This window comes from Gryllotalpicola protaetiae (assembly GCF_003627055.1).
Taxonomy (GTDB): Bacteria; Actinomycetota; Actinomycetes; order Actinomycetales; family Microbacteriaceae; genus Gryllotalpicola; species Gryllotalpicola protaetiae.
Genome location: NZ_CP032624.1, coordinates 538,601 through 550,373 on the forward strand (window position 1 = coordinate 538,601; position 11,773 = coordinate 550,373).

The window sequence follows — 11,773 nt, forward strand, 5'->3', positions numbered from 1 at the left end:
CCATGGCTCGGGTCGACAACAAGGCCATCGGGCTGGACGCCCCCAAGGGTCTCTCCGGCCGGGGACGCGCCCGCCGCGACACCGATCGCTTCGGCCGCTTCACCGAGTGGATCGCCCGCGCGATGGGCACCCCGATGTTCCTGCTCGCCCTCAGCGTCTTCTGCGTGGTCTGGATCGCCTGGAACTCGCTCGCTCCGCTCGCGTGGCGGTTCGATTCGCAGACCTACGGCTTCACGGTGCTCACGCTCGTGCTGTCGTTGCAGGCCTCCTACGCCGCACCCTTGATCCTGCTCGCCCAGAACCGACAGGACGACCGCGACCGCGTGCAGATCGAGCAGGACCGCCAGCAGGCGACCCGCAACCTCGCCGACACCGAGTACCTCGCCCGCGAGGTCGTGGCGCTGCGCCTCGCCCTGCGCGACGTGCCGACGAAGGACTTCATCCGGCAGGAGCTGCGCGCGCTGCTCGACGAGCTCGGCCCCGCGGAAGAGGCAGTGGCTGACGGCGTTGAGTGACCTCACCGAGCGGGTCGCGCGCGCCCTCGCGGGCGTGCAGGACCCGGAGATCAGGCGGCCGATCACGGAGCTCGACATGGTCGAGTCCGTGGCGGTGGATGCTTCGGGTCAGGCATCCGTCGCCATCAGATTGACCATCGTCGGGTGTCCGGCCGCCGACCGCATCGAGGCGGACGTGCGCGCGGCCGTCACGGCCGTGCCGGGCGTGACCGGAGTCGAGCTCGCGGTCGGCGTGATGAGCCCGCAGGAGCGGAAGGCGCTCACCGAGCGGCTGCGCGGCACGCGCACGATGCCGTTCGGCCCCGAGTCGCTGACGCGCGTCTACGCCGTCACCTCCGGGAAGGGCGGCGTCGGCAAGTCGACCATGACCGCGAACCTCGCCGTCGCGCTCGCAGCCCAGGGACTGCGCGTGGGGCTCGTGGATGCGGACGTGCACGGATTCTCCATCCCAGGCATCCTCGGCATCACGGGCGCGCGGCCGACCCGGGTCGGCGAGATGATCCTGCCCCCGGTGGCGTTCGGGGTGAAGGTCGTCTCGATCGGCATGTTCCTCGACCCCGAGCGCGGGCAGGGGCCGTCCTCCGCGGTCGCGTGGCGCGGGCCGATGCTGCACCGCACCATCCAGCAGTTCCTGACCGACGTGTACTTCGGCGACCTCGACGTGCTGCTGCTCGATCTGCCCCCCGGCACCGGCGATGTCGCGATCTCGGTCGGGCAGCTGCTGCCGAACGCCGAGGTGCTCGTCGTGACGACGCCGCAGGCCGCGGCCGCCGAGGTCGCGGTGCGCTCGGGCGCGCTCGCCGCGCAGACCGGTCAGAAGATCTACGGCGTGATCGAGAACATGTCGGGCGAGCTGTTCGGCACGGGGGGCGGTGCTCAGGTCGCGACCGCGCTCGATGCGCCGCTGCTCGGCGCGATCCCGCTGTCGGTGCCGCTGCGGGTCGGAGGCGACGAGGGCTCCCCCATCGTGCTGTCCCGCCCGGAAGACCCCGCCGCCGAGGTCATCGCGGGCATCGCGGCAGCGATGGCGTCCCGCCCCAGGAACCTGGCGGGACGCAGCCTCGGCCTGCGCCCGGCTTAGGTCGCCTCGGCGTCGAAGGGGGGCAGCGCGCCCACCGTGAGCGCCGCAGGCGCCGCCTTCGTCGCGACCGATGCGATGCCGATGACCGTCTCGGGTTCGGCAGGCGTGTCGTCGTCGTTGTCCGACAGCAGCGCATCGGCGATGATGCGGCGCGGGTCGTACTGGCGGGGGTCGAGCTTCTTCCAGTCGATGTCGTCGAAGACGTCTGAGCCGACCTCTTCGCGCACCTTGTCGCGGGCGTCATCGGCGTAGCGGCGCAGGTTGCGGACGAACTGGCCGAGCTTCTCTGCGTAGCCGGGCAGGCGCGTGGGGCCGATCAGGATGACAGCGATGCCGGCCATGACCAGCAGCTTGTCGAACGAGATACCCAGCACCCCCACATCGTAATCGCTCGTAGCCGTGCGTCTGACCGGAGTCTCGAAGTGGTGCGGATATCCTGAGCTTCGAGGTACGGAGGCCCATGTCGGACAACGACATCAACTGGAAGTTCGCGAACGACGTGGTCGTCGAGAGCGAGGTGATCGCCCGCGCCAGGCAGCATTCGCTCGAGCTCGGGGTGACGCCGATCGCACCGGCTCTCGGCGCGCAGGCATCCGTCATCGTGGCCGCCACCGGCGCCGCCAAGATCATCGAGATCGGCACGGGCATCGGGGTGTCGGGTCTCTGGCTGCTGCGCGGCGCGGCCGAGGCCGAGCTGACGAGCATCGACAGCGAGGTCGACCACCAGCAGCAGGCCCGCCAGTTCTTCCTCGAAGCCGGCTTCGCACCGGCGAAGCTGCGCCTGATCGCCGGCCGGGCACTCGACGTGCTGCCCCGCATGAACGAGAACGCCTACGATGTCGTGCTGGTCGACGCCGACGCAGGCAACGTCATCGAGTACGTCGAGCACGGGCTGCGCCTCGCTCGCCCGGGGGGAACGGTGCTCGTGCCGCACGCCCTCTGGCAGGGCAAGGTCGGCAACCCAGCGAACCGCGACGACGTCGCCACCGCGTTCCGCACCCTCATCGGCGAGATCTCGGGATCGCGCGCCGTGGTGAGCGCATTGTCGATCGTCGGCGACGGGCTGCTGCAGATCACGAAGCTCGCCGCGTAGCGGCACGACCCCTTAACGCAAAAGTGCCGCCCCGAAGGGCGGCACCTCTTGCGACGCGAGCTAGTTGGCTCCGATGGCAGCTGCCAGCGCGTCGTGAAGCTCTTTGGCCTCGTCGTCGTTGACGGAAACGACCAGCCGGCCGCCGCCCTCCAGAGGAACGCGCACGATGATGAGTCGCCCCTCCTTCACAGCCTCCATGGGTCCGTCTCCGGTTCTCGGCTTCATGGCCGCCATGTAGCTCCCCTTTCGTGGTTTGACTCCATTATCCCGCACCGCACGCGAGGGCCGGCACCACCCGGCTTGGGGCTGCCTACGGCGGCGACCAGTCGTAGTCGCCGATCGTCCAGGCGAGCAGCAGCCACCCCACCTGTGCGGCGACGAACACGACGACCATGCCGACGCGGTACCACTTCGCCCGCGGCGCGGCCACGACGCCGAGCGCCGGGAACAGCGGCAGGAGGATGCGGAAGGTGCTCGACTGGGGGAAGAACACGGCCAGCACATAGAGCCCGTAGGACAGCAGCCACAGGCGCAGCTCGACCCCGAGGCGGCGCGCCGGCGGCACCAGCAGGAAGACGACCCCGAGCCCGACGATCGCCGCGAGAGCGAGGTAGCCGACCCACGCCGGGGTGTGCAGCCACAGCGTGAACCACCACTTCGCACCCTGAATCCACGGCGTGAACGGCACGAGCGGATCCCACCCGGTGTACGACACCCGCCACGACAGCTCGGTCTGCGTGTAGGTGCCCGGGTAGCCCGTCGCACGGTCGGCGATGACGGGCCAGGCCAGTCCCGAGATCAGCGCGACGAGGGTCGCGATGACGGATGCCACGAGCTCGGGCATCCGTATCGGCTCAGTCCCCCGCCATGCCCGCCAGAGCCGCCACGCCACCCAGAGCCCCAGCGCGAGGGCGAGCGCGACCTCGCCGGGGCGGGTGAAGGCGGCGAGGACGATGAGCGGCAGCATCCACCAGAACCGTCGCTTGACCCAGAGGTACAGGATCGCCGCGAGCAGCAGCGTGAACATCGCCTCGGCGTAGGCGACCTGGAACAGCGCGGCGACGGGCGCGACGGAGAACAGCACGGTCGCGTACATCGCGGTGGAGGGGCGCAGCCGGGTGCGCATGAGCTTGTAGAACACGAGCGTCGCACCCCAGGCGCACAGCACGGTGACGAGCACCGCCGCGGCCTCCCACGAGAGTCCGAGCGCCATGACGCCCTTGACGACATAGGGGTAGACGGGCAGGAACGCCCACTGGTTCTGCGTGAGGTGGCCCGTCGCATCGAACTGCAGCGTGCGCGGGTAGCCGACGGCGGCGATGATCTGGTACCACCGGCCATCCCAGATGTTGGCGAAGTCGAGGTAGCGCGGGTGGGCGCCTGTCCAGGCGTTCGGGCCCTCGATCGCCGCCTGCCAGAGCAGCAGGATCGTGTCGAGTGCCCGGCCGAGGATGAACACGACCGTCACGCGGGCCCACCACGGCAGGGCCCGCCAGCTCAGCGCAGCCACGCTCGCAGGGCGTCTTCGCACGCGGTGATCTGGGCGAGCGGCACTCTCTCGTCGTCGGCGTGCGCGAGGCTCGGGTCGCCCGGGCCGAAGTTCACCGCGGGAATGCCGAGGGCGCTGAACCGGGCGACGTCGGTCCAGCCATACTTGGGCTTCGCCTCGAGGCCGACGGCGGCGAGGAACTCCTGAGCGAGCGGGTCGTCGAGGCCGGGGCGGGCGCCCGGCGAGAGGTCCTTCAGCTCGAACTCGCCGAGCGGTTCGAACAGGCCGCGCATCGTGGCTTCGGCCTGGTCGGCGGAGCGCGAGGGCGCGAAGCGGTAGTTGACGTGGACGCGGAACTCGTCGGGGATGACGTTGCCCGCCACTCCCCCGCTCGCCAGCACCGCGTTGAGCTGCTCGCGGTAGGCGAGGCCGTCGACCTCGATCGTCTCGGGCTCGAACGCGGCGAGCAGGTCGAGGATCGGGGCGGCCTTGTGGATGGCGTTCTCCCCCATCCAGCCGCGGGCGCTGTGCGCGCGCTTGCCGCGGGTCACGACATCGAAGCGCATCGTGCCGTTGCACCCGCCCTCGACGGCGCCGTTGCTCGGTTCGCCCAGGATGGCGAAATCGCCCGCGAGCAGCTCGGGGCGGGTGCGCGCGAGCCGCGCGAGACCGTTGAGATCGCTCGTGACCTCTTCGTGGTCGTAGAACAGCCAGGTGAGGTCGACGCTCGGCTCGGCGAGCTCCGCGGCGAGCTTCAGCGCGACCGCGACGCCCGGCTTCATGTCGACGGTGCCGCGGCCCCAGAGGTAGTCGACGCCGTCCTCCGTCTCGAAGCGGGTCGGCAGGTTGCGATTCACGGGAACAGTGTCGATGTGGCCAGCGATCACCACGCGGCGAGCGCGGCCGAGGTGCGTGCGGGCGACGACGAGGTCGCCGTCGCGCAGGACGTCGAGGTGAGGCATCCGCTCGAGCGCCTGCTCGATCTCGTCTGCCAATGCCGTCTCGTTGCCGCTCACGGACTCGATGTCGCAGATCTGGCGGGTGAGCTCGATCGAGGTCGTCGTGAGATCAAGCGGCATGCTCTCTAGATTAGAGGGGTGACTGAGACCTCCCGCCTCGCCTGGGGCTTCGGCCTGGCGACGATCGCCGCTGACGACACCGTGCTCGACACCTGGTACCCGGAGCCGCGTCTGGGCGCGCTGCCCGAGGACGCCGAGGTGCCAGCAGAGCTCGCCGGGCTCGCCGGGCCCGACGAGCGCCGCAACGTGCGCATCGAGGCGGTCACCGTTTCGATTGAGCTGGATGCCGCGGTGGCGAGCACCTCCGACGCGTACCTGCGCCTGCATCTGCTCTCGCACCTGCTCACCGCGCCGAACTCGCTCAACCTGGACGGGATCTTCACGTATCTGCCGAACGTGGTGTTCACGTCGGCGGGGCCGGTCGCGGCATCCGACTACCCGCGCCTGCTGCCCACCCTCAAACGCGCGGGCATCCAGGCGTACGCCGTGGACAAGTTCCCGCGCCTGCTCGACTACGTGGTGCCTGACCGGGTGCGCATCGCGGATGCCTCACGCGTGCGCCTCGGCGCCCACCTCGCTCCTGGAACGGTCGTCATGCACGAGGGTTTCGTGAACTTCAACGCGGGAACGCTCGGGACCTCCATGGTGGAGGGCCGCATCTCGCAGGGCGTCGTCGTGGGCGACGGGGCGGACATCGGCGGCGGGGCCTCCATCATGGGAACCCTGTCAGGAGGCGGCACGCAAAGGGTCGTCATCGGGGCGCGGGCCCTTTTGGGGGCGAACGCCGGCGTCGGCATCTCGCTCGGCGACGACTCCGTTGTGGAAGCAGGCTTGTACGTGACCGCAGGCACCAAGGTGACCCTGATCGGCGAACGCGACGAGAACGGCCAGCCGGTGACGGTGAAGGCCCTTGAGCTGTCCGGCGTGCCGAGCCTGCTGTTCCGCCGCAACTCGGTGACGGGCGCGGTCGAGGCCGTGCAGCGCCAGGGCACGGGCATCGTGCTGAACTCGGCGCTGCACGCGTAGGGCTGCCCCTGCAGGTTCACCTCGCGCCCGGGCTCGCCTTTACTCATGGGCCCGTAGGAACCGGGCGCAAGACGCTTGATCGGCCCTACGTTTTCGCGCGGAACGTAGGAACCTTCATTCGTCCTAGGGACAGATCCTGCCCTCCACAGGGGCGACTTCGCCGCGCAGTACCCAGAACCGCCTTCGCGAGCGTATGTGGCCGATCGGGTCGGGCCATGCTCGCCGCATGCGACTCTTCGACATACTCGACCGCAATCACGGCTTCACCACGCGCGAGGACCTCCGCCGCGCAGGCTTGAGCCAGCATGCCATCCGGAAACTCCTCGAGAGCGGCAGGCTAGTGGCGTTCACGCGCGACGTGCTCGGGCGGCCGAACGCGAATCCCGCTTTTGGTCGCGCCGTTCAGATGAACAGTCGCGCCGCGTGCGTCACAGCCGCACACGCCTACGGTGTCTGGGTTCTCGAAGACAGCGGATTTCACGTCGTCACCCGCTCGCCTGGTGGAAAGTTCCGCCTCGATGGCCGCTTTCCTGTCGCCACCCGGCACTGGACGCCGGAGCCGGTCGAGCCCGACCGCCAGCTTCTCGCGGTCGAGTCGATACGGAACTCCCTCGCGCACATCGCGCGATGCCAGCCGCTCGACGCTGCCGTGGCGAGCTTCGACTCAGCCGTGCGGTTGGGTCTGCTCAGCCTCGAAGAAGCGCAGCGCCTGGCATCCCGTCATCGTGGTCGATTCGCTGAAGCCGTCGCGCTCACCACTGGATTGGCGGACTCCGGACTCGAGAGCCTCACCCGGGTCCGTCTCGGGTGGGCTGGCATCCCGTGCCGCGAGCAGGTGGTGATCGACGGGCATCCGGTCGATCTGCTGATCGGCGAACGGCTCGTCATCCAGCTCGACGGGAAGCAGCACCTCGAGGATCCGGTTCAGCTCGCCCGCGACCGAGTGCAGGACCGCCGCCTGCAGCAGATGGGCTACACCGTGCTGCGCTTCGGCTATGCCGAGGTCGTGTTCGGGTGGGATGCGGTTCTGGCCCAGATCGAGGCATTGCTCGCCGGCGGGGCGGATAGGAACCGGGCCTAGAACACACAGTCGGCCCTACGAACGGCCTGCATTCGTAGGGCCGACCGTGCGTCATGCGGCCCGTTCCTACGCGGGTGTTGGCTCACGCGTTCGCGAACTGGCGGGTGGGGTAGCCCGCCTCCTCGCGCGCGAGGTCTCCCGCGAGCTCGAGCACCACGCGACCGAGGATGCGCCCGTCGCGCATGTCGTCGAGCACCCGGTTCACGTCGGCGAACGGGTGCTTGGTGACCGTCGCATGCACCTTTCCGCGAGCGGCGAGGTCGAGGGCCTCGGCGAGGTCGCCGCGTGTTCCGACGATGGAGCCCTTGATCGTGAGGCCGTTCAGCACGGTGTCGAAGACGCTCACCGGGAACGTGCCGGAGGGCAGCCCCACGAGCGAGATCGTGCCGCCGCGGCGCGCCATGCGGACGGCTTGCGCGACGGCCGCTTCGCTCGGCGCCGTCACGAGCACCCCATGGGCGCCGCCGATCTCGCGCTGGATCTCGGCTGCGGCATCCGTCTTCGCCGCATTCACCGTGAACGTCGCACCCAGCTCGCGCGCCAGCACGAGCTTCGAGTCGGCCACGTCGACCGCGACCACGTCCAGGCCCATGGCGACCGCGTACTCGACCGCGAGGTGGCCGAGTCCGCCGATGCCGGAGACGACGACCCACTGGCCCGGCCGGGCTCCCGTCGTCTTGAGGCCCTTGTACACGGTGACTCCCGCGCACAGGATCGGCGCGACGCGCGCGGGGTCGAGGGATTCCGGAATCCGGGCGGCGTAGCGGGAGTCGACGAGCATGTAGTCCTGGAAGCTGCCGTCGACCGTGTAGCCGGAGTTCCTCTGCACGGGGCAGAGCGTCTCGCGGCCGCTCGTGCAGTACTCGCACTCGCCGCACGCGGACCACAGCCACGCGTTGCCGACGCGGTCGCCGACTTTGAGCGAGGTGACCTCGTGACCGACTGCGACGACGCGCCCCACTCCCTCATGCCCTGGCACAAAGGGCAGCGCGGGCTTGACGGGCCAGTCGCCGCCGACCGCGTGCAGATCGGTGTGGCATACGCCGGTGTACTCGACCCTCACCAGGGCCTCGAAGCCGTGCGGCAGCGGCACGACCCGGTCGTCGAATTCGAGCGGCTTTCCGAACTCGCGCGCCACCGCGGCGCGCATGCAATCTTGAGACATGGCGCCAGCGTGGCGCGTGACGGCCGCTGCCGTTAGGGCGGAAGGTCCCGACCGCCCGACGCTCGACCTAGCGCGCGGGCAGGTCGCGCTTCGCCGCGCCCACGTAGAGCTGCTGCGGGCGGCCGATCTTGCTCGCCGGGTCGGTGTTCACCTCGCGCCACTGCGCGATCCAGCCGGGCAGGCGGCCGATCGCGAACAGCACGGTGAACATGCGCGGCGGGAATCCCATCGCCTTGTAGATGACGCCCGTGTAGAAGTCGACGTTCGGGTAGAGCTTCCGCGAGACGAAGTAGTCGTCTTCGAGGGCGGTCTGCTCAAGCTCCTTCGCGATGTCGAGCAGGGGGTCGTGCACGCCGAGTTCGGTGAGCACCGCGTCTGCGCTCTCCTTCACGAGCTTCGCGCGCGGGTCGTAGTTCTTGTAGACGCGGTGGCCGAAGCCCATGAGCTTGACGCCGTCTTCCTTGTTCTTGACGCGCTCGACGAACTTCTTGACGCCTTCGCCGGATTCCTGGATGCCGGCGAGCATCTCGAGCACCGCCTCGTTGGCGCCGCCGTGCAGGGGGCCATAGAGCGCCGAGATGCCGGCAGAGATCGACGAGAAGATGTTCGCCTTGGTCGAGCCGACGAGGCGAACGGTCGACGTCGACGCGTTCTGCTCATGGTCGGCGTGCAGGATCAGCAGACGGTCGAGCGCACGGGCGACCACCGGGTTGACCTCATAGGGCTCGGCCATCGTGCCGAAGTTGAGACGCAGGAAGTTCTCCACATACGACAGCGAGTTGTCGGGGTACAGGAACGCCTGCCCGAGGCTCTTCTTGTGGGCGTACGACGCGATCGTCGGCATCTTCGCCAACAGCCGGATCGTCGCGAGATCGACGGCCTCAGGGTCGTCGACGTCGGCCTCGTAGTAGGTTCCGAGCGCGCCGACCGCGCTCGACAGCATCGACATCGGGTGCGCGTGGTACGGCAGCGCCCCGAACAGCTGCTTGAGGTCCTCGTGCACGAGGGTGTGCCGCCGGATCCGCTCGGTGAAGTCGGCCAGCTCGTCGACGGTCGGCAGCTCGCCGTAGACCAGCAGCCACGCGACCTCGAGGAAGCTCGAGCCCGCGGCGAGCTGCTCGATCGGGTAGCCGCGGTAGCGCAGAATCCCCTCGTCGCCGTCGATGTAGGTGATGGCGGATGCCGTGGAGGCGGTGTTCACGAAGCCGTAGTCGAGCGTCGTGAGACCCGTCTGCCTCGTCAGCGAGGAGATGTCGATGCTGGAGTGCCCGTCGACCGCCGCGCGGATGGGGAACTGCGCCTGCCCGCCGGGGTAGGACAGCGTCGCGAACTGGTCTTCGGATTCGTCGGGCACCTAGAACTCCTTCGTCTGCTGCGCGGGCCAAGACCCGCCTGTTCACCCTATACGGGCGTCCGTATCGCAGAAGTTACGGCAGCCAGTCTTTCCGCCGCTTCCCGGATGCGCTCGTCGGTCGCGGTGATCGAGAACCGCACGTGACCAGGGTAGAAATCGCCGTAGAACTCGCCGGGGCCGGCCAGGATCCCGAGGCCTGCGAGGCGGTCGATGCTCGCCCAGGCATCCGCCCCTTCGCTCGCCCACAGGTACAGGCCCGCCTCGCTGTGGTCGATCGCGAAGCCCGCGGCCTCGAGCGCGGGCTTGAGCATCGCGCGGCGCGCGCGGTAGCGCTCCTTCTGCTCCGCGACGTGCGCGTCGTCGCCGAGGGCGGCGACCATCGCGGCCTGCAGCGGCGCGGGCAGCATGAGGCCCGCGTGCTTGCGGCGGGTGAGCACCTCGTCCACGAGGCGCGCGTCGCCGGCGAGGAAGGCGGCGCGATAGCCGGCGAGGTTCGACTGCTTCGAGAGCGAGTAGACCGACAGCACGCCCGTCAGGTCGTCACCGACGACCCTGGGGTCGAGGATGCTGGGCACGGCCTCACTCGACCAGCGCCCCTCCCACCCGAGCTCTGCGTAGCATTCGTCGTTCACGACGAGCGCTCCCAGCTCGCGGCCGCGGGCGACCGCCGCGCGCAGGAAGTCGACGTCGAGCACGCGCCCGTCGGGGTTGCCCGGCGAGTTGAGCCAGATGAGCCGGGTCTCCTCGGGCCACTCGGCCGGGTCGTCTGAGGCGAAAGACGCCGCGTCGGCGATCGCGGCGCCGACCGCGTACGTCGGGTAGGCGGCGCGCGGGTGCACGACGACATCGCCCGCGCGGATGCCGGCGAGCAGAGGCAGCAGCGCCACGAGCTCCTTCGAGCCGATCGTGGGCAGCACGTTGTCGACGGCGAGCCCCTGCACGCCGCGGCGGCGCGCGTACCAGGCGACGATCGCCTCGCGCAGCGCCGGCGTCCCCGCGGTCGTCGGGTAGGCGTGTGCGTCGGTCGCCTCGGCGAGCGCGGTGCGGATCAGCTCGGGCGTCGCATCGACGGGTGAGCCGATCGACAGATCGACGATGCCGCGCGGATGCCTGCGAGCGCGCTCCGCGTAGGGGGCCATGCGGTCCCACGGGTAGTCCGGAAGATCGGTGATGGGCATCGGAGCCGCCTGCCCGCGCTCAGCGGTTCTGCGGCGGCAGGGCGGCGATGATCGGGTGGTCCTTCGCGATCACGCCGACCTTGGCAGCGCCGCCCGGTGACCCGATCTCGTCGAAGAACTCGACGTTCGCCTTGTAGTAGTCGGCCCACTCGCCGGGCAGGTCGTCTTCGTAGTAGATCGCCTCGACGGGGCACACCGGCTCGCAGGCGCCGCAGTCCACACACTCATCGGGGTGGATGTACAGCGAGCGCTCGCCCTCGTAGATGCAGTCGACCGGGCACTCGTCGACGCAGGCTCGGTCCTTGACGTCGACGCACGGAAGGGCGATCACGTAGGTCATGTACTCAGTTTAGGGATTCTGCGCGAGCGCTTCGCGCGGGCACCCGCGGCCACGCGAGCACAGCCACCGCGATGAGGAACGGCACGAAGTCCCACACCCTGCCAGGGGTGTCCTGCACGATCACGACCGAGCCGCCCGGGCCTTCGAAGGAGAACACCAGAATCGGAACGAGCAGGCCGATCGCGCCGGCCAGCGTCACCAGGCGGCTGCCCGAGTAGAGCCGCGCCCCCACGAGGAAGCAGGCGACGCCGAGCAGCGAGACGACGATCCCCCAAGGAACGTCGGTGGCACCGACGCCGATCACGCCGCGGTGGTTGAACGTGCCGACGACCCCGAGCACGAGGCCGACGGCGAAGGCGAGAAGCGACGCGCCGAGGCGATTCTGCATGAGGGCCATCGTAGGGCCGCGGTGATTTGCGGGCGCCTCCAGGC

At 69.6% G+C, this 11,773-nt stretch carries 14 protein-coding genes; 5 read left to right on the forward strand and 9 right to left on the reverse strand.

The genetic code is table 11. From position 1 onward, the window contains the following. Positions 1 to 2: 2 nt before the first annotated feature. Both D7I44_RS02700 and D7I44_RS02705 read left to right on the forward strand, forming a co-directional pair. Positions 3 to 515: a DUF1003 domain-containing protein gene (locus D7I44_RS02700; RefSeq protein WP_120788073.1), complete on the forward strand. Its 513-nt coding sequence runs from the start codon at positions 3 to 5 to the stop codon at positions 513 to 515. Then, positions 508 to 1,596 carry an Mrp/NBP35 family ATP-binding protein gene (locus tag D7I44_RS02705; protein ID WP_120788074.1) on the forward strand — a complete coding sequence of 363 codons (1,089 nt, stop codon included), beginning with the start codon at positions 508 to 510 and terminating at the stop codon, positions 1,594 to 1,596. Before D7I44_RS02700 ends, D7I44_RS02705 begins: the two co-directional genes overlap by 8 nt. Here D7I44_RS02705 and D7I44_RS02710 read toward each other — a convergent pair. Beyond that, entirely contained in the window at positions 1,593 to 1,970 is a 378-nt protein-coding gene (locus tag D7I44_RS02710) for a twin-arginine translocase TatA/TatE family subunit (RefSeq protein WP_120790760.1), read from the reverse strand. The genes D7I44_RS02705 and D7I44_RS02710 overlap by 4 nt on opposite strands. An 86-nt stretch (positions 1,971 to 2,056) precedes the next feature. Here D7I44_RS02710 and D7I44_RS02715 point away from each other — a divergent pair, with 86 nt between their 5' ends. Then, positions 2,057 to 2,689, forward strand: a complete 633-nt coding sequence (locus D7I44_RS02715) for an O-methyltransferase (RefSeq protein WP_120788075.1) — start codon at positions 2,057 to 2,059, stop codon at positions 2,687 to 2,689. Positions 2,690 to 2,749: 60 nt separating this feature from the next. On the opposite strand, the gene D7I44_RS02720 is transcribed toward D7I44_RS02715, so the two are convergent. From D7I44_RS02720 to dapE, 3 genes are all read right to left on the reverse strand, one after another. Further along, positions 2,750 to 2,923: a DUF3117 domain-containing protein gene (locus D7I44_RS02720; RefSeq protein WP_120788076.1), complete on the reverse strand. Its 174-nt coding sequence runs from the start codon at positions 2,921 to 2,923 to the stop codon at positions 2,750 to 2,752. A 76-nt stretch (positions 2,924 to 2,999) separates the two neighbouring features. Continuing rightward, positions 3,000 to 4,199, reverse strand: coding sequence for a glycosyltransferase family 39 protein (locus tag D7I44_RS02725; RefSeq protein ID WP_120788077.1), 1,200 nt, complete (start codon positions 4,197 to 4,199; stop codon positions 3,000 to 3,002). Then, positions 4,187 to 5,257, reverse strand: coding sequence for a succinyl-diaminopimelate desuccinylase (dapE, locus tag D7I44_RS02730; protein WP_120788078.1), 1,071 nt, complete (start codon positions 5,255 to 5,257; stop codon positions 4,187 to 4,189). Before dapE ends, D7I44_RS02725 begins: the two co-directional genes overlap by 13 nt. Positions 5,258 to 5,275: 18 nt before the next feature. Between dapE and dapD the strand changes: the two genes are divergently transcribed. Both dapD and D7I44_RS02740 read left to right on the forward strand, forming a co-directional pair. Continuing rightward, entirely contained in the window at positions 5,276 to 6,223 is a 948-nt protein-coding gene (gene dapD, locus D7I44_RS02735) for a 2,3,4,5-tetrahydropyridine-2,6-dicarboxylate N-succinyltransferase (RefSeq protein WP_120788079.1), read from the forward strand. Positions 6,224 to 6,449: 226 nt separating this feature from the next. Continuing rightward, complete coding sequence (locus D7I44_RS02740; protein ID WP_162940017.1) at positions 6,450 to 7,304, forward strand: type IV toxin-antitoxin system AbiEi family antitoxin domain-containing protein; 855 nt, start codon at positions 6,450 to 6,452, stop codon at positions 7,302 to 7,304. Positions 7,305 to 7,386: 82 nt separating this feature from the next. Here D7I44_RS02740 and adhP read toward each other — a convergent pair whose 3' ends face one another. The 5 genes from adhP to D7I44_RS02765 form a co-directional block, all read right to left on the reverse strand. Next, complete coding sequence (gene adhP / locus D7I44_RS02745; protein WP_120788081.1) at positions 7,387 to 8,454, reverse strand: alcohol dehydrogenase AdhP; 1,068 nt, start codon at positions 8,452 to 8,454, stop codon at positions 7,387 to 7,389. Between the two features lie 82 nt (positions 8,455 to 8,536). Next, complete coding sequence (locus D7I44_RS02750) at positions 8,537 to 9,823, reverse strand: citrate synthase (protein WP_120788082.1); 1,287 nt, start codon at positions 9,821 to 9,823, stop codon at positions 8,537 to 8,539. 47 nt (positions 9,824 to 9,870) lie between these two features. Continuing rightward, positions 9,871 to 11,001, reverse strand: a complete 1,131-nt coding sequence (gene dapC, locus D7I44_RS02755; protein ID WP_120788083.1) for a succinyldiaminopimelate transaminase — start codon at positions 10,999 to 11,001, stop codon at positions 9,871 to 9,873. 19 nt (positions 11,002 to 11,020) lie between these two features. Beyond that, positions 11,021 to 11,341: a ferredoxin gene (gene fdxA / locus D7I44_RS02760; RefSeq protein ID WP_120788084.1), complete on the reverse strand. Its 321-nt coding sequence runs from the start codon at positions 11,339 to 11,341 to the stop codon at positions 11,021 to 11,023. Between the two features lie 4 nt (positions 11,342 to 11,345). Continuing rightward, positions 11,346 to 11,729 (reverse strand): hypothetical protein, encoded by a 384-nt coding sequence (locus tag D7I44_RS02765; RefSeq protein ID WP_162940018.1) that lies wholly within the window; start codon positions 11,727 to 11,729, stop codon positions 11,346 to 11,348. Between the last annotated feature and the right edge of the window lie 44 nt (positions 11,730 to 11,773).